The sequence below is a fragment of the Novosphingobium sp. B1 genome (genome assembly GCF_900176395.1).
Classification (GTDB): Bacteria; Pseudomonadota; Alphaproteobacteria; order Sphingomonadales; family Sphingomonadaceae; genus Novosphingobium.
This window is the reverse complement of record NZ_FWXL01000018.1, coordinates 1-16,910: the sequence shown is the minus strand read 5'-3', so window position 1 is coordinate 16,910 and position 16,910 is coordinate 1. Positions and strand designations below refer to the sequence as shown.

The 16,910-nt window shown below is 52.9% G+C and carries 14 protein-coding genes and 1 pseudogene; 1 reads left to right on the top strand and 14 read right to left on the bottom strand.

Annotated features, from left to right (window positions below; all coding sequences use genetic code 11):
• Positions 1 to 29 precede the first annotated feature (29 nt).
• The 5 genes from B9A23_RS19070 to B9A23_RS19050 all read right to left on the bottom strand — a co-directional run bounded on the left by B9A23_RS19070 (position 30) and on the right by B9A23_RS19050 (position 6,977).
• Positions 30 to 1,766 (bottom strand): TolC family outer membrane protein, encoded by a 1,737-nt coding sequence (locus B9A23_RS19070; RefSeq protein ID WP_084280746.1) that lies wholly within the window; start codon positions 1,764 to 1,766, stop codon positions 30 to 32.
• A 94-nt stretch (positions 1,767 to 1,860) separates the two neighbouring features.
• Complete coding sequence (locus B9A23_RS19065) at positions 1,861 to 2,211, bottom strand: PilZ domain-containing protein (RefSeq protein WP_084280744.1); 351 nt, start codon at positions 2,209 to 2,211, stop codon at positions 1,861 to 1,863.
• On the bottom strand, positions 2,211 to 3,884 hold the full coding sequence (locus B9A23_RS19060) for a hypothetical protein (RefSeq protein ID WP_084280742.1): 1,674 nt from the start codon (positions 3,882 to 3,884) through the stop codon (positions 2,211 to 2,213). The genes B9A23_RS19065 and B9A23_RS19060 overlap by 1 nt, the downstream gene beginning before the upstream one ends.
• A gap of 38 nt (positions 3,885 to 3,922) precedes the next feature.
• Entirely contained in the window at positions 3,923 to 4,651 is a 729-nt protein-coding gene (locus B9A23_RS19055; RefSeq protein WP_139797568.1) for a hypothetical protein, read from the bottom strand.
• 88 nt (positions 4,652 to 4,739) lie between these two features.
• On the bottom strand, positions 4,740 to 6,977 hold the full coding sequence (locus B9A23_RS19050) for an ATP-binding cassette domain-containing protein (RefSeq protein ID WP_084280738.1): 2,238 nt from the start codon (positions 6,975 to 6,977) through the stop codon (positions 4,740 to 4,742).
• A gap of 148 nt (positions 6,978 to 7,125) precedes the next feature.
• Between B9A23_RS19050 and B9A23_RS19045 the strand changes: the two genes are divergently transcribed.
• Positions 7,126 to 8,532, top strand: coding sequence for an HlyD family type I secretion periplasmic adaptor subunit (locus B9A23_RS19045; RefSeq protein ID WP_084280736.1), 1,407 nt, complete (start codon positions 7,126 to 7,128; stop codon positions 8,530 to 8,532).
• Positions 8,533 to 8,953: 421 nt separating this feature from the next.
• On the opposite strand, the gene rfbA is transcribed toward B9A23_RS19045, so the two are convergent.
• The 9 genes and pseudogenes from rfbA to B9A23_RS19000 form a co-directional block, all read right to left on the bottom strand.
• A complete protein-coding gene (rfbA, locus tag B9A23_RS19040; protein ID WP_084280734.1) occupies positions 8,954 to 9,826 on the bottom strand; it encodes a glucose-1-phosphate thymidylyltransferase RfbA in 873 nt (290 codons plus the stop codon).
• Between the two features lie 6 nt (positions 9,827 to 9,832).
• Positions 9,833 to 10,732: a dTDP-4-dehydrorhamnose reductase gene (gene rfbD, locus B9A23_RS19035; protein ID WP_084280733.1), complete on the bottom strand. Its 900-nt coding sequence runs from the start codon at positions 10,730 to 10,732 to the stop codon at positions 9,833 to 9,835.
• A complete protein-coding gene (gene rfbB / locus B9A23_RS19030; protein ID WP_084280731.1) occupies positions 10,729 to 11,805 on the bottom strand; it encodes a dTDP-glucose 4,6-dehydratase in 1,077 nt (358 codons plus the stop codon). Before rfbB ends, rfbD begins: the two co-directional genes overlap by 4 nt.
• A 3-nt stretch (positions 11,806 to 11,808) precedes the next feature.
• Positions 11,809 to 12,372 carry a dTDP-4-dehydrorhamnose 3,5-epimerase gene (gene rfbC, locus B9A23_RS19025; RefSeq protein ID WP_084280729.1) on the bottom strand — a complete coding sequence of 188 codons (564 nt, stop codon included), beginning with the start codon at positions 12,370 to 12,372 and terminating at the stop codon, positions 11,809 to 11,811.
• Positions 12,373 to 12,395: 23 nt separating this feature from the next.
• Entirely contained in the window at positions 12,396 to 13,316 is a 921-nt protein-coding gene (locus B9A23_RS19020; RefSeq protein ID WP_176218073.1) for an NAD-dependent epimerase/dehydratase family protein, read from the bottom strand.
• A 33-nt stretch (positions 13,317 to 13,349) separates the two neighbouring features.
• Complete coding sequence (locus tag B9A23_RS19015; RefSeq protein WP_084280726.1) at positions 13,350 to 13,997, bottom strand: ABC transporter ATP-binding protein; 648 nt, start codon at positions 13,995 to 13,997, stop codon at positions 13,350 to 13,352.
• Positions 13,994 to 14,791, bottom strand: coding sequence for an ABC transporter permease (locus tag B9A23_RS19010; RefSeq protein ID WP_084280794.1), 798 nt, complete (start codon positions 14,789 to 14,791; stop codon positions 13,994 to 13,996). The genes B9A23_RS19015 and B9A23_RS19010 overlap by 4 nt, the downstream gene beginning before the upstream one ends.
• Position 14,792: 1 nt before the next feature.
• Complete coding sequence (locus B9A23_RS19005; RefSeq protein ID WP_084280724.1) at positions 14,793 to 15,959, bottom strand: KpsE/RkpR family capsule polysaccharide export protein; 1,167 nt, start codon at positions 15,957 to 15,959, stop codon at positions 14,793 to 14,795.
• A 596-nt stretch (positions 15,960 to 16,555) separates the two neighbouring features.
• Positions 16,556 to 16,910: pseudogene (locus B9A23_RS19000) on the bottom strand (transposase); the annotation flags it as partial.

The following is a 16,910-nucleotide window of genomic DNA, read 5'->3' as shown; positions in this document are numbered from 1 at the left end:
TTGTGTTTGCAGTGTAAGCGATCGGGCCCTCAGTTCAGCCCGCCTGGAGCAGGCACCGATATCGGCCCTAAAGGTTCGCCCTCGCTCACAAGATCGAACAAGCCGCCCAGCTTTTGCAGCACGCGATATTCAGCGGCGCGCATCGAGATTTCGTTGGCGTATTGGCTGTTACGTGCGTTGAACAGCACCTGCTGGCTATCTAACAGGTCAAAGACAGTACGCCGGCCTTCCCGGAATTGCTGCTTGTAGAGATCAGCAACCCTCTGCGCCGCGTCGATTTCCGCGTTGATCGTGGCAATCTTTTCCCGGGCGGCATTGAGACTTTCATAGTCAATGCGAATGTCCTGCTCGACCTCGCGTCTGCGGCGATCAAGTTCGTAGTCCGCTTGCCTCAAGCGAGCACCGATGCGGCGCTTGAGTGCCAGGTCAGCGCCCCCGTTGAACAGGTTGTACGACAAGGTAATCATGGCACGTGCGTCATTTGCGATGCCGGTTTTTCCCAGCACATCCTCACGGCGATTGCCTTGAACCTGAAAGCCTACTCGTGGGAAAAACGTGCCCGATTGACTGTCATATTGCCGGTCGAGCGAGCGCCGGATTTCAACGGCTTGGGCAAGGCGGGGCGAGTGGCTTTCCATCATGTCGATGGCGCCTTCCACCGACTCCGGCAAGGTATTCCCTGCAAGCGGCAGATCCTTCACCACCCCCGGCATATGATTTGTCAGCCGCTTGTACGCAGAGCGAGCCTGCTGGAGAGCGCTTTTGCGGTCCAGCAACAGGGACTGCACGTTTTCCAAACGCGTTTGTGCGCGTCCAACGTCTGCAGGTGTGGTGAGGCCAAGGTCCTTTTGGATCGTGACGATACGAACGATCTTCTTGGTGGCTGCGATCTCATTTTCGGTCAGCTCAAGCAGCTTTTGTTGAAGAAGGACCGCAAGGTAGGCATTCGTTATGTCGTAGGAGATTGCCTCGATGCGCTCCCGAGTACCCCACTGCGCAGAACGATAAGTGGCGCGAGCACGCCGGATGTCGTTCGTGGTAACGCCAAAGTCCCAGATGTTCTGGTTCAGTGTGATGGTTGCTTCGGTTCTGTATCGTTCTGTCGAGGCCTGCGAGGCCGCCTGGGCATACTCGCGTCCCCAGCCTGCCTGGATATCGACCCGCGGCAAATAGCCGGCCCGAGCTTCATCGACTGCGTAAAGCGCGTCGTCCTGCTGCGCGACTGCGATCTGAATTTCAGGGTTCTGCTTCAGTGAAGCAACGATAGCATCCCGCAGCGACTCCACGGCACCAGCAGGCGGATTGTCTGCATCGCCTTGCTCGGGGACGGCTTGCTGGCCCGAATATTGAGGCGGTGTTATCGCATCAAGGATCGCGTCCTGCATTGCCTGATCAGGAACTGCGGTTGCGCCCTGTGCAGCACTTTGCTGCCCAGAAGCTTGCTGATCTGAACTTCGCAGCCCCGGACTTTGCGTTGAGGGCGCATCCTCGCTTTGCTCAAGAGCCTGCAACTCGCCTGGCGCACCGACATCATAATATGCTGACGGCCTGCTCCAACGCTCGTCGGCCGCCGCAAGCGGAGTTCCATCGAACGTCGGCCCTGCAAGGCGACTACGCCGCAACGGCATAACCTGCAGATCAAGCGCAGAGAGCACTTGCGACCCCATGCCAGCTTCCTGCGCTTCGGTGGCAACAGGGAGGCTTAACATCGCCACGATGGAGAGTGTGGCGGTCGAAAGCCGCAGAGCGGCCGAAAGGCGTGACAAATCCGTTCTCCAGGATGGTTACTATCCTGGCAATGATTTTCACCGAGTGTGGTTAATTCGGATGTTGAGAGAACTTAGATAAAGATACCTAGGCTCATGCAGCAATTTGTAGGGATTCTCCGGCCGCAAGGATCGTTCGCATGATAGCTGGATCCACCGTGTTGGAGAAGCGGATACCGAACCCAGCAGGCGTTGTCGCGACAATCGTACCCTGCAGCACGAGCCCCGCAACACGCAATTCTACTTCAATATCACGGCGATACATCAGATAGGAAAGCCGCGGCCGGAACATCGCTCCACCAGCTGAGATGTTAATCAGGCGGCCATCGTAGGTAACGAGACTGTCGGTAAGGACCAACTCTGCGTTAACCATACAAGCATGACGTTCAGCAGAGCGAGCGAAATACTGCTTACGCCGGAACATCTTGAAGGGGTTGAGCGACATTAGAAACTCCCTCTTGCAACGCTTGTCTGAACACTGCCAGGCAAGGACGCCTTCCGGCTCTCAGAGCGGCGCTCGATGCGCGCATTTAGTTGTGTGCGCAGCATCTCGAGCTGCGCGCGTGCGTCCAATTTCGTAGAACCATCATTGGGAGCCAGTGCCTCTCCCACGGGTGCTAATAGTTGAGGCTGGCGTTGCACCAGCTCGGCCAGCATACGGACAGCTTCACGAGGAAGCAGCGCATCATGCCCAACCGCATCAATTCGTTCTGAAAGCTCGCGCTGCATCTGACGCGTTTGACGCTGATTGACGGCTAGCATACGGCGCGTTTCCTTCCGCAGCCTGGCGATCTCACGAACGGCACGGCGATTGTCATTTGCGCTGCGGGCACGCTCCACAGCATCGCCCAGCCTGAAGAATGGTCTGGTCACCCAACTCGTCCAGCCTGATTCCTTCCGGGCCGGAGGGGAGGGCTCCTTGCTTTCAGCGAACCCGTGGCTACGCGACGTTTCCAACGCTACCAGCTGATCAAGCTGACGATGCAGCATGGTGGCATCGATCTTGGCGGTACGGTCGACGACTGCTCCGATATGCCCAAGTGTCGCTCGAAGTTCAGCACGATCAGCTTCTGCATCCAGATACAAAGCCTGCATCTGTGACATGATCACAATCTGATTGTTAGCAAGCTCAGCTACAGCTCGGCTGATTGGCTCCAGGAACGGCTTTGGGTCCGCGGTCTGCTTGACTACGTCCGCTAGTGTCGAGACAGTTTCCGCAAGGGCACCCAATTCCTCCTGCGTATCAACCGATTGGCGCGCTGCTTCTCCCAGCACTTCGCGCATGGCAGCAAGTTCACGAGCACCTGCATCAATGGCACGCCGAACGCCAGGCAGGTCATGCTCGTTGGAAGATGAAGCTGCAGTCTCGGTCGCACTCCCCTCCAGCGCGGCGACACTCGAGAGCCAGCGTTCAAACTCGTTGCGAAGCGCTTTCATCGCACTGGTCATGCAGCGCTCCAGGGCGCCGAGGACCATGGAAGTCATAAGCCCGAACAGCGACGAACTGAAACCCACCGACATGCCATTGAGCGGGGCCTTCATGCCCTCGATCATCTTGCCAAAGCTGTCAGCACTTGCTGTGCCAGAGACATCCATTGCGCCAATGAGCTCTGAAACCGAGTGAACGGTTTTCATAAGGCCCATGAAAGCGCCGAGCAGGCCCAGAAACACCATGAGCCCCGAGAAATAAATGATCGTCGATTTGCGATCATTAATGCGCTGATCGACATCGTGGAGGAGCGTCTGTACGGCAGCCGTCGAGATCTGCAGATCCCCTTGCTTGCCCAGTTCACCGGCGATCAGGTGGTACCCCTCACCAAGCAGTTCGGGTTCGTGGAACAGGATCGCAGGCTTGTCATAGGGATCTTTTGGACGCCGCGACTTTACGCCATGGTCAACCTGCAAGGCGCGCAACGCAAGGATTTCATTACGCAAGGCAAGGACGTGCTTGAAGGCAATTGCAGCAGCAAGCCCAAAGATCGCAAAGATCGAAAGGTTGAGTGCCATCTTGGCTTGTATGCCAGCGATGACAAAATCCCGCGCGTAAATGCCGAGCCCTAGCAGCACCAGCATGATGCCGGACATTTTGAACAGTTCTGTCCGAAGTTTCCGTTCCATGAGCGTCGTCCGGTCTAAAGTGATGCTACAAAATCGGCTTAAGGTTTGACCACGACGCGCACCATGTGCCCGTCAGGTGCTGATGGATCGGTGACCCGGATTTGCGTCAGGATATTGCCAGGAGAAATTCCGGCTCTAACCAGCAGGTTACGGGTCATCGCCGCGCGATAGAAAGCAATGCGCTCCGCTTCGGAGATTGACCCCGTTTGCGGGGCAAACGACCAGATCTCGTACTTGACGTTTGGCGAGGCCTTCGCTCGCACAAAGCTGATGACCCGTGCAGAGTTAGCCTCGTCAAAGTTCGCTGCATTGGCCGCAAACGCGACCTTTAGCAGCGTATCTGCGGTGGTAACCTCGACACCTTTGGTGTTGTCAGTCTTCTCGACAGCTTTAACCTGGATTGCGAGAGTGTCCTTGGTTTCACGGGTACGAATAGTCAGCTTCTCAGCGCCGTTGACGGGCGTGGGGCTACGTAAAACGTCTCCCAGTTCTGCCACAGAAGTGCCGTCAGGTGCGGTGACAGGGCTCGGCTGACCAAAGTTGGAGCTTTGCGAGGATTGCTTACCTGCAGGCGCCATCTTGCCGTCTTTGACTGCTTCTTGAACTTCCATCTGTTGCTTGAAATTTGCGATTACACGTTGGGATAATTGCATGACCGCAGCGCTCATGATCACGAGCAGGAAGGTCACGACCATGATCACCGTTGTCAAAACGTCGACAAAAGCGGGCCAATGGTTGACTTCGCCATCGCTTGATGCGCCTGCCACTTTAATTCCCGAATCCGATAACGCACGTCGCAGTGCGATTGATATTAGCGGTACTTACGATAACTTGGTTAAAGTGCATTTAACCACGTCAGGCAGCTTCAGCTGCCGGTCGGCTTGATGCTTGCGCGTTTAGTCTTGCAAGGACTTCTGCTTTGGGGCGGTCTGCGATGATCTTGCCCTCTTCCAGCCAGATAACGCGGTCGACTATGTCCAATACGGCAAGACGGTGGGTCGCTACGATCAAGGTCTTATCAGCGCAGGCTTCTCTTAATCCAGCGATGACGGTCTGCTCGCTGGACACATCAAGCGATGCAGTCGGCTCATCAAGCAGCAAGACTTGCGGATCCCGGATGAGCGCGCGCGCCAGAAGGAGCGACTGGCGCTGACCACCCGACAGGGCGCTCCCACGCGGGCCGGTTCGACGCATATAGCCTTCTGCTGTCCGCGCGACGAACGAGTCCAACCCTGAGCAACGAATGGCACGGTCTACAATCTGCTCTTCCGGCTCAGGTAGGCCGAGGAGTATGTTGTGCCACAAGGTTCCATCAAAGATCGCCGCATCCTGTGCGCTGTAAACGATGGATCGACGCAAGTGAGGAATGGCAAATCGATCGATCGCATGGCCGTCGATCGTAAGCAGGCCTTCCTCGACCGGGATCAAGCCGGCAATCAGCTGGAGCAAGGTAGACTTGCCAGATCCTGATTTGCCAATCAGCGCGATCTTTTCGCCAGGGCGAACAGTGAAGTCCACATCCCTAAGGCTTGGACCAGCCGCATCTGAGAAGCGATGGCCAAGTCCACGCGCAGCTATCGCTCCCTTCAATGTGCCATTGCCGATTGCCGGATCTGACACCTGGCGCTCCGGCTCTTCCTGCAGGATTGCCGCCAAGGCGTTGAATTGCGCTAGTGACTGATAGAGCCGGGCGAACATGGAGACGGTTGTCGCAACTGGAACCATGGCGCGCCCTGTCAGGAGGACGACCGCTATCAAGGCGCCTGTTGTCATGGCACCAGCTTTAATCTGGATAACCGCGATCACGACGACCATTACCGTGACAAGCTGAACAAGCAGTCCGGAGACCGAAGCCGGCAACTCAGACCAATGCCGCACCTGCTTGTTGCTCAGCGCCAAGTGGTCGGCGAGCACGTCCCAGCGCCCTTCAAAGAGGCCCTCGCTCCTATTGGCCTTGATCGTGGTCCACCCCTCAGTGAGCTCAGCGATAAGGTCGCTGCGCGCTTGGAGGAGTTTGCTGGAACGCCGGCTGGCGACTTTCAGGGCATAGTTGGCAACCATGCCGAATATCAGGAGGCCCGCAGCGCCAAGGACCGGTCCAAGTACAGTGAGGCCGCCGATTGCAGCTATCAGCGTGAAAAACAGAATGACAAACGGCAGGTCGACGCAGAAGGTAACAATGGCCTGCGGGATCAAAAGAGCAAGTTGCTCAAGATCGCGCAAGGCTGTCATCAGCGTGCCAACGCTTTGTCCTTGGGATCGGATACGTGCCTTGAGAACTGCCGATACCGCGCGGTGTTGTACGGCTTGCCCGACCCTCACAGCAAGGCTGTCAACAAAGCTGCTGCGGACTTTCTTCAGAAGGAGCTCGAACAACAGCACAATGATGATGCCGGCCGACAGCGCCCAGAGACTGGACATGGCAAGGTTTGGAACAACCCGGTCGTAGACCGCGCGCATGTATAACGGGATGGCAAGGGCGCAAAGGTTGAGCAGCGCTGAGGCCGCTATCATCCTGCCGAGAATCTTCCGTTCCGAAAGATAGGCCCCAAGCAACCAAAGCCTTGGATTTCGGCGAACGAGCTCACGATCCTGACCGTCCCCTGCCCCGTTTACAGGATCACTCAGCCCCGTGACGAGAGCATAACCGGAAATAAACTTCAGCAACTCTTGATAGTTGACCGCACTCTGCCCGGCGGAGTGCTTAACAAGGATCAGATCGCCCTCGCCCAATGCAGTGATGAGAAAGGCACCACCGTTCAGGACCGTAACCAGCAGGGGTAAATCAGATGGCTCGGGGCGGGTCCGGCTAAGCTTGTGCCAGTGCGCTTCCAAACCAATGCGTGAAAGCGCCAGAGGTACAAACCTGTCTGCAAGGTGCCCCTGATTAACCGGTAAAGCGACGGAGATTTCATCGGCGCAAGTCTCTATGCCTCGCATAGCTGCAAGCGCTACAAGGGCATCAACGATCGCAAATTGAGCGAGCTCGACGTAGCCACGTCCACACGCATCACCTTCCGTTGACTCGATCTGCCCGGAGGTTTCTTGTGCGTTTTTATGGACTTGCTCACTTGCATCCGCGAGGCACGACATATGGATTCCCCCTTAGGAGCCTGTGAAGTGCCAGTTTATGGAAAATGTGGGGTGAATTGCCCGCTAGTGGTTTTTGCGTAGCCGTCTGAAGCGCAAAAACAAGGATAACGAAGCGTAAAGGCGTGGCTGAAATAGCCGGGTCTTAACCATGATGTTTGCGCAAGTTCGAGATAAGCTGATCCGAAATCTTGGAGGAGCAAGTCTCCTTGACGATGTGCATCCGGGCGAAGTCGATCGAGCGTTCGCAGGTGAAATTGCACTGCCAAGCAGGCCTATCGCCCAGGTCCTGCCGTGGAGCGCCCGACTGTCGATCGCTGCACCCTCGCGCCTTCTCAAGGCGATAATGCTTTTGGTGACTGCCTTTGCGCTCTGGGCCTGCTTTTTCACCGTAGACAAGGTGACGCGAGGATCAGGCCGTGTCCTGCCTTCGACCCAGAACCAGATTGTCCAACATCTCGAAGGCGGGATTGTAAAGGAGATCCTGGTCCATGAAGGACAGCGAGTGCGCAAGGGGCAAGTACTGCTTCGCATTGCCAATGCCGTAACCGGAGCTGACATTCAGAATGCGCGAACAGATGTTGTCGCCAAGCGGTTGATGCTTGCGCGGCTAGAAGCTGAAATCTCCGGCGCCTCCTTTTTTGAACCCCCGCAAGAACTCGCCAGCCAAGCACCAGAGATTGCGGCCAGCGAGGTTGGAATGTTTACCTCGCGTAGGGCTCAACGCATGCAGCAGGCTGGTATCATTGACCAGCAAGCTCGAGCAAAAACCGCAGAGGTCAGCTCCTTACAGGCGCGCTTGAGAAATTTGCGCAACGAAGAGCGCTTGGCAATGCAGCAACTCGACAAGCTTGAACGGGCATATGCTGAGGAAGCAATATCAGAGCGCGAGGTCTTGGAAAAACGGGCTTCGTTGCTTTCCTTGCAAACCCGAATTGCGGATGTCCAGAATCAAATACCGCAATCGAATGCCGGTGTCAGTGAATCGGTCGCACGCAGAGGTGAGATTTGGACCAGCGTGATGGAGCAGGCCAAGGCACAAGCAACGCAGCTGCGCCTGGAATTGGCCAAGGCAGACGAACAATTTGGAGCAGTGCAGGACCGGGTGGAGCGAGAGGAAATTCGCGCACCTGTAGATGGCGTGATTAACCGCTTGAACGTCCAAACTGTAGGCGGTGTGATCAGGGGCGGTGAGCCCGTGGCTGAAATCGTGCCGATCGCCTCGCAGGTGGTCATCGAAGCCAAGGTTGCACCCAAAGATCGTGGCAGCATCTGGCCAGGCCTGCCTGCAACGGTCAAGATCTCGGCGTATGATTCAACGGTATTTGGCTCGATCGAGGCCAAAGTTATTGAGGTATCGCCTGATGCGATCCAGGATCCACAAGGGGGAATGTACTATCGTGTGCGGCTCTCTGCAGCCAAAACTGACTTCGGCTTAGGCAAACCGGTTGTTCCGGGCATGACCGGAGATGTGGCCATCCGGTCCGGCAGCCAGACGATCCTCAGCTACATTTTGGGGCCATTTATCCGCATCCGCGATGAGGCATTTCGCGAGTAAACTTATGCCAAACATGTAACACGTTCGCTGAGTGTACGAGTATTCCGAATTATGACAACGCCATATCTACAAGGTTATTACACGCAACCTGTGCATCAATCTTAGCTCGAACCCTCATTGTCAAAAACCGCAAAGCTGGATCTGTTTAAAATCATACGACATACACAAATATTTAAGACGCAATTTCGGAGGGCGATTAAACTAATTATTTTTAGCTGCAAGTATCTACATGAGCAGTGGAGAGGGTAAGCTCAGTTGGACTTATCATTCTATAATCTTAAGTATGATGGATAACCAGCCAGTTGCCCAAGCAAAAAGGGTTGAAAGCGCAATAGGCTAATCATAGAAATAGACTATACGCACGAGCCTGATAGCCAAAGGATCGACCACCAAGCTGGACGCACGAGTGAAAGTAATAAAATCACTCCTCAGAATTGAGAACGGTTTTCAAGTACAAACCATAATCTGACTTTCCAAGCTTCGTTATTAAATTCTCCAATTGCTGACCATCAATGAAGCCTTGACGAAATGCAATCTCTTCGGGGCTTGATATCTTAAATCCTTGGCGTTTTTCTAACACTCGCACGAATTCCGCCGCGTCAAGCAGGCTATCAGGCGTACCAGTATCAAGCCACGCATAACCACGTCCCATAATTTCAACGTGAAGGTCACCACGTTCGAGATAATGGCGATTTATATCAGTGATCTCTAGCTCGCCGCGCGGAGAGGGCTTCAAGTTTGCCGCAATGTTTACGACGTCCGCGTCGTAAAAATAAAGCCCAGTGACCGCCCAATGCGATTTCGGCTGGCTGGGCTTCTCCTCAATTGACTCTGCTCTCATCGCTTTATCAAAACTGACTACACCGTATCTCTCAGGGTCGTTGACATGATAAGCAAAGACACTGGCGCCAACTTTCCGAGTCCGCGCGCTCTCCAACAATTCCGGAAGACCATTTCCGTAATAAATATTGTCACCCAGAATTAGCGCAGATTGCTCACCAGAAACGAAGTCGGCGCCAATTATATAAGCCTGAGCAAGCCCGTCGGGGCTCGGTTGTACTGCATACTGAATTTCCAACCCCCACGAAGAACCGTCGCCTAATAGCGAACGGAAAGCAGGCAAATCTCTCGGCGTGGAAATAATCAAAATCTCTTTGATCCCGGCAAGCATTAGCGTACTGAGGGGATAGTAGATCATTGGCTTATCATAAATAGGCATAAGCTGCTTAGACGTCGGTAGCGTCATCGGATATAACCGAGTACCACTTCCACCAGCAAGAATAATGCCCTTCATACTTAACTATCCTTCAAAGGTTGCGTATTGTTCGTATTGGCGTCGCATTAAGTCTTCAAGAGCGACCTGCCAAGCTGGCAGTTTTATGCCATGTATTTGGCGAATCAAAGTTGAATCAAGCCGAGAGTTGGCCGGCCTACGTGCAGGAGTTGGGTAAGCATCACTCATAATTCCAACTACTTTCGCCGCCGGCCCTCCACGCCGTGCCGACAATTGGAATATAGCTTCAGCAAACTCGCACCATGTTGCCGAGCCCGAACACACCATGTGAAAAATGCCGCGCAATTGCGGGCGACTGTCGGTAATCAGATTTTTTGCAACGGCTAGGATTCCGTCTGCTATAGCATGTGCGCCAGTGGGATTACCGAATTGATCTTTTACTACCGAAATCTCACTTTTTTGCTCCGCGAGTTGAAGCATCGTGTTTACAAAGTTTCGGCCAAATGGGCTAAAAACCCATGCTGTCCGCAACACTGCCCAGTTCGTTGAATGCTTAGAGACTGCTGCTTCTCCACCAAGCTTTGACTGGCCATACACAGTGGTTGGAACAGTAGGGTCGGTTTCGACATAAGCTCTTTGCAACTCTCCGTCGAAGACATAATCAGTCGAAATATGAATAATTGGCAGCGATCTTGCCTCTGCCTCCGCGGCAACGAAAGCGGGACCGGTCGAGTTGACCGAAAAAGCTAACTCTCGCTCGTTCTCCGCTCTGTCAACGGCTGTGTAAGCAGCTGCGGAAACTACAATGTCTGGATTCCAGCGATCAAAGGCAGCGCTGATAGTGCTTGCGTCGGTCAGGTCGAACTCAGGTCGGCCAACTAGGACCGCCTCATAGCCATGGACGGCTGCTCTTTCCGCTAAGCAGGTCGCAACCTGCCCAGACCGTCCAGTGACTAGAACCCTCATTCTGGGACCTGAACAACCGGCGAGTGTTCAACCTCAAGGCCCAACCGAGCACCGTCATACTTCTCGCGCAAAGGTTTCCACCACCATTGGTTGGCAAGATACCACTTAACCGTCTTGATGATCCCAGAGTCGAAGTTTTCCAAAGCCCGCCAACCTAGCTCGTTCTCTAGCTTGGTGGCGTCGATTGCATAACGAGCATCATGACCTGGACGATCTTCTACAAATTCAATCAAATTCTCGCGCGGCTCATTTTCTGGAAGCAGGTCGTCTAGAACACGGCAGATACCTCTCACAACGTCAATATTCCGACGTTCATTTCTACCACCCACATTGTATGTCTCGCCAGGCCTCCCCTTGGAAACAATAAGATCTAGGGCTCGAGCGTGGTCCTCGACATAAAGCCAGTCCCTAACGTTAGTTCCTTGACCGTACACAGGGAGCTTCTTGCCCATGAGCGCATTCAAAATTGTGAGAGGAATCAGCTTTTCGGGGAAATGATATGGTCCATAATTGTTCGAGCAATTAGAAACAATTACCGGCAACCCATAAGTTCTGTGCCAGGCCTTTGCTAGATGGTCCGATGCCGCCTTTGATGCAGAATACGGCGAGCTTGGATCGTACGCTGTATCCTCATGGAAAAGACCTTCCTCCCCTAGAGAACCATACACCTCATCAGTCGACACGTGCAAAAATCTGAAGCCACTCTTTGCTGGCTCATCCAATTTACTCCAATATTCACGGACCGCTTCAAGGAGGACAAAACTACCCACAACGTTAGTCTGAATGAAGTCGGCTGCGCCCGTTATGGATCGATCTACGTGGCTCTCGGCCGCCAAATGCATTACTCGATCTGGTTGAAAGTCGCTGATGGCTTTGTCCATCGCGACCCGATCACATATATTAGCGTGGAGAAAGAAGTAATTCTCGGATGTTTCCACGTCTCGCAAGGAAGCACGACATCCTGCGTAGGTAAGAGCATCGATATTAAGAACGGTCAGCTGCCGTTCAAGAACGAGATAGCGGACAAGCGCAGAGCCAATGAAACCGGCACCACCTGTTACGATCACGCGCATAATCTAAAGGTCCAATTCAAAGAAGTGGGGAAGCGTACAGAGCAGGGGCTGCGTCTTGTCTTTGCTCGAAAGCGTACTGGGATCGGCAAGGTCCGGCCAGGCAACGTTGATATCCGGGTCGTCCCATGCAATCCCTCTGTCACTCTCTGCACAATAGTAGTCTGAGACTTTATAGGACACTACCGAGCCCGGTTCTAGCGTACAAAACCCATGAGCGAAGCCAGAAGGGATCCACATCTGGAAACCGTTCTCCGGAGTCAGAACCTCAGAAACCCATTGCCCGAATGTACTTGACCCGTGTCGAATATCGACTGCGACGTCGAAAATTGCACCGGCATTACAACGAACAAGCTTACCTTGCGCATGTGGAGGGCTCTGGAAGTGTAATCCCCTTATCGTCCCCACATTCATACTCAGAGACTCATTCTCTTGAACGAGATTGACCGGGCCAATTTCACTAAAAAACTGCTCTTGCCTGAATATTTCAGCAAAGTACCCGCGCTCGTCTCGCCGAAACAAGGGAGAAAGGACCTTTACTCCATCTAGAGCGAGTGACTTTACCTTCATAAGCGATTCCCAAAAAGGCGAGTTTATAGGCTAAATTGCGCAACCGTCTTCGATATACCTTCGCGGAAGGTTACCTGCGGCTGCCATCCAAGTAACTGCTTCGCCTTCTTGACATCAAGAATATTAATAGACGTATCCGTAGATCTTGAGCGCACGTGGACTCTTTCTATAGGTACAGAAATACATGACTCGATCGTTGAGATCACATCAAGGATGGAACGCCCCTCCCCACTCCCAATATTTATCACAGAATTTGTCCCACCGACTTCCACAGCACTAACAATTGCTCCGATGGTGTCTTCAATATAAATATAATCACGCTGACTCGAACCGTCACCAAATATTGTCAGAGGCTCACCTTTGGCATGCTTCTGCAAAACAGTAGCAATTAGCCCCTGACCTCCAATGCCTAGCTGACCAGGCCCGAACGGATTCGCCACCCGAAGAATATTAAAACGCATCGCCGAAGCTGTGCAGAGCATGTGAAGGTATTGTTCGGTGACCAACTTTGTCATGCCATACGAATTTAACGGCCTGCAAGGGTGATCTTCATCAATTGGAACAGTCAATGGAACTCCATAAACCGTGCCGCCAGACGAAAGGAATGTGAACGATTTGACACCTGCCTCGATACACGATTGTATGAACGAGACTTGCGGTACGACATTCTCTTTTATATCAGCCACAACCATAGAATTACCTAAAGATGGATTGGTTGTGTTGATCAATTGAACAATATGATCTATGCCTTTTATTTTGGTATATGCGTTAAGGGTGTCGCTAAGTTCGATAAACTGTAATCGCGCGCGCTTCTGAAATTCCTCTTGAAAATCGATAGGAAATTGTCGTGCGAAGCAAACGACGTCATAACCAGTGCGCACAAGCTCACGGGCGAGATGCCGGCCGATGAAACCATTTGCCCCAAGAATGCCGACGACCGTCAAATTACACTCCCGACCAATTGGTAGAAAATTTTCTTAGAGAGCAGAGTAGATATCAAGAGCTTCGTCCACGTTCGCATACGTCGTTGCGATGCCCTTGTTTAATACTACTGCCTTATTGCAAAACAACCTTATCGCGTCCGTGCTATGAGAAGCCAATATCATGGCGCGATTTTTTCTTTTCTCAAATAATTCCTCATGGCATTTTTTTTGAAAATTCTGATCTCCGACCAAGATGATTTCGTCGATCAAATAGCAATCGAACTCAATCGCCAATGAAAGGGCAAAGGCTAAGCGCGCGCGCATGCCTGAGGAGTAGGTCTTCACCGGCATCTTTAATTGCCTTCCGAGTTCAGTGAACTCTTCGACAAACGCACGGACCGATTTATAATCATGGTCGTAGATACGAGCTATAAAACGAGCATTATCATAACCCGTCAAGCTGCCTTGAAAACCGCCAGAGAATCCCAAAGGCCACGAGTGCGTCATATCTCGAACAATCTTACCCGAGGTAGGCAGTTCAACGCCTCCAATGAGCTTGATCAAGGTGCTCTTGCCAGCTCCGTTCCGTCCTAGAAGAGCAACGCGCTCGCCAGGCAAAACGTCGAAATTGACATTCTGCAGCACCTGCTTTCGCTGCGACCCATGTGAATAGATCTTGTTAATATCTTTGCACCGGATCATTCGACCGTCAGAGTCCTTCGTACGTGCCGACAGAGGGCCAACCCAATGGTCGCAGCCACGGCTGAGCAAATGATTGGATTCCAAACGTTATAATATGCTGTGATCTTATTGCCCCAAATGCCCTCACGCATCATCTCCATCGCATTAACGAATGGCGACCAAAGAAGGTATTCCCGCATTGTGGGCGTAAGCCATGAGGCCATTGTAAACAAACCTGAGAACGGCACCATAATGTAGGTGATTACTGGAATGAACTTTTCCATCACTTCTGATATTTCGGACAAAGGGGCTACGATAAAGCAGATTGATAGCGTAAACACCGCGTAAACCATCCAACCCGCGATTAGCAAACCTATGTTTGCTGGAACCGGAAACTCGTTAAATACAATAAGTATTGAAGCAATAAACACGTATCCCATAGCGCCGCCAAGAAATTCAATAATGAATCTCACAAATATAAAATCAAGAATCTTTATCTGGCGATGATACATTAGACTAGAATTTGAAATGAAGATACTGACGCTGCGTGACATTCCATGACGGAACAACGTAATTGGGATATAGCCTGAGACGATGAAGGCAATGATTCCGACACCGTGCTCTTCTGGTCCTTTCATGAAGCGCCATACAGTCGCCACCAAGCCTGCAAACAACAATGGCTCCACCATTATCCAGAGGAAGCCAATATTTTCACGACCAAAGCGTGTAACGAGCTCTCTGATCATGAGGGCATGGATCACGCGGCGCTGTATGCGCCATCCGTTTGCAAGCTTTCTAAAAGCGGGAGCGGCCATGTCAGTCATCCGGCGCGTGTTCGAGAATACCAACAACCAGCATCCAGCCAATGAAATAAAGGCATAGCATGGCGGCTGCCGTCACGATGATGTTCCATATGCGCTTAGGTAAAAGAGCTCTGTCTGGAACGTTGGGATCGACAATACGCTCAAGATAAAACTTCTGGCGCTGGGCTTCATTTGTAGCCTGAACTAATGCTGCGTTCGCGGCGTTCAGACTTTCTGTGGCGAACTCCTGTTCGACTACAAGCTCTTCATACCCACCCAGCTTGGAAGCCAGCCCTGTAGGCGTCCCTGCCACCCGGCCATCTTGTAGAGCGATTTGCGATGACAAAGCCTCAATCCGCTGCCGCAAAGCGGGTATTGATGGGTTTTGTGGGGCAACCTGTTGCATTGTTTGAAGTCGCGATTGGAGTTCAGCTCTTGCTGCAACAAGGCCGTTTGAAACCTCCAGTACCCCCCCTGCCTGTTTCGTAGGGTCGAGCAAGGACTGGCTATTACGATATTGCGTGATGGCGACTCGAGCGGTTTTGGCCCGTTGCATGGCGAGATCGACTTGTTTTTGCGCTTCAAGTATCGCGCGGCTCTGCGCGCGATTGTTGAGCTGGTTTATCAACCCCTCACTCATGCGCAGCAGGCTCGCATTTATCGTGTATGCGTCTTGCGGGCTGAAAGCTTTGACCGTCAGAACAGCAGCGCCCGTTTCGTTGTCGAGCTTGGCGTCCACCATCTTGCCGTAAAATTTGTAGAGACTTTCAAAGCTTGTGTCCGAGAAAACTCCTGGAAATCTTGACAACGCGTCCCCGTTTGGAGCGCCATAACGCTCGCTAACCTTCGCTGAGGACTGCAGCGCCTTCAGGGCATCGCGCGATCTGACATAGTCGAGAATTTCGTTGGTCTGTTCCTGCCCGGAAGACAAACCTGTTGTCTGAATAAGATTGGCGAGGGTCGAGAGCTGAGGCTGTTTCTGATTAGCACTTTTTATGACAAAGCGAGATTCAGAAACATAAACGTCAGATGCTATCAGGCCGAAATATACGGCCGAAAGAATCGTCGGAGTTATCACGACAAGCACGAACCAACGCCGCCTTTTCAGCCAAGCGGATACGGCTGAAATATTTTGTGATGACGGTCCGTCGCGAGGAACGGATAGGTCCATTTGTGTCATGGTTAGGCTCAGATTTGCTTGACGGTCATATTGTCCGCGGAGCTAGGCTAACATCCCTTGGAGCGCAAGGGCTTCGCGTTAAGCTGGTTCTGGACGAAACTCCGGGCGCTTACGTCGCGCGCCGTGTGTCCGCCAAGAATTTGCATTTAACGTTAGAGCCGAAATGCTTCTCTGCTACCCCACGGTAAACCTGCGGGTCTAAGATCTTGGCAAGGTCCAGTGCGAGAAATCTGCTGACGCCGATCGGGTTGGCCCGCCTGGATGCAGGAATGACCCACCACACTGTGCGATCACGCACCGTTGCGGTTTGCCGCGCAATCAGCCTGAGCTGTCAAATGCGCTTCGAGCAGGGGGAACAAATTCCCGTTCAAGTATTTGCTGCGTTGCCTCTTTTAATATTTGAATAAATGCCTGCTCGTCAGCGTGTTAAGTGCGCTTGAGGACACATGAGGGGCGTAGTGGAACGATTAGTTAACGTCCAGTATTGACTGCCTTCTTCACATTGGAAATTCAGTGCGGGGCGCAAAGTGCTCATCTCTCAGCTTAAAGCATGCTGAAGAGTACGCATTCGGTAGGTGGCGCGGAGTTGCCAGAGATCATGCAGCGATTTCATCGGTTTGCTGCAGCAACTGACTTTCTTTCCAATGCCACGGGAGGAGTTCGTGAAGACGGCTCTGGGGTATGTCGTCGATCTTGGCGAGGACGTCGGTGAACCATGCGAGTGGATCGACGTCGTTAAGACGCGCGGTGCCAAAGAGGCTGAACATCATTGCGGCGCGCTGGCCACCGCGATCTGAGCCGACGAACAACCAGGCTTTTCTTCCGCGAAGCAACGCTGCGCAGCTGTCGCTCTGCTGCGTTGTTCGAGAGACATATGCGGCCGTCGGCGAGGAATGTGGTGAAGCCGTCCCAGTCGTTCTGTAGGTAGGCGATGACCTTGGCGACCGCATC

Bases quoted from the DNA above. Each gene is read 5' to 3' on its own strand.
- B9A23_RS19050 (WP_084280738.1), bottom strand. From the start codon at position 6,977: ATGTCGTGCCTCGCGGATGCAAGTGAGCAAGTCCATAAAAACGCACAA.
- rfbC (WP_084280729.1), bottom strand. From the start codon at position 12,372: ATGAAGGTAAAGTCACTCGCTCTAGATGGAGTAAAGGTCCTTTCTCCC.
- B9A23_RS19005 (WP_084280724.1), bottom strand. From the start codon at position 15,959: ATGACACAAATGGACCTATCCGTTCCTCGCGACGGACCGTCATCACAA.
- rfbD (WP_084280733.1), bottom strand. From the start codon at position 10,732: ATGAGGGTTCTAGTCACTGGACGGTCTGGGCAGGTTGCGACCTGCTTA.
- B9A23_RS19065 (WP_084280744.1), bottom strand. From the start codon at position 2,211: ATGTCGCTCAACCCCTTCAAGATGTTCCGGCGTAAGCAGTATTTCGCT.
- rfbA (WP_084280734.1), bottom strand. From the start codon at position 9,826: ATGAAGGGCATTATTCTTGCTGGTGGAAGTGGTACTCGGTTATATCCG.
- rfbB (WP_084280731.1), bottom strand. From the start codon at position 11,805: ATGCGCGTGATCGTAACAGGTGGTGCCGGTTTCATTGGCTCTGCGCTT.
- B9A23_RS19045 (WP_084280736.1), top strand. From the start codon at position 7,126: ATGATGTTTGCGCAAGTTCGAGATAAGCTGATCCGAAATCTTGGAGGA.
- B9A23_RS19060 (WP_084280742.1), bottom strand. From the start codon at position 3,884: ATGGAACGGAAACTTCGGACAGAACTGTTCAAAATGTCCGGCATCATG.
- B9A23_RS19010 (WP_084280794.1), bottom strand. From the start codon at position 14,791: ATGGCCGCTCCCGCTTTTAGAAAGCTTGCAAACGGATGGCGCATACAG.
- B9A23_RS19015 (WP_084280726.1), bottom strand. From the start codon at position 13,997: ATGATCCGGTGCAAAGATATTAACAAGATCTATTCACATGGGTCGCAG.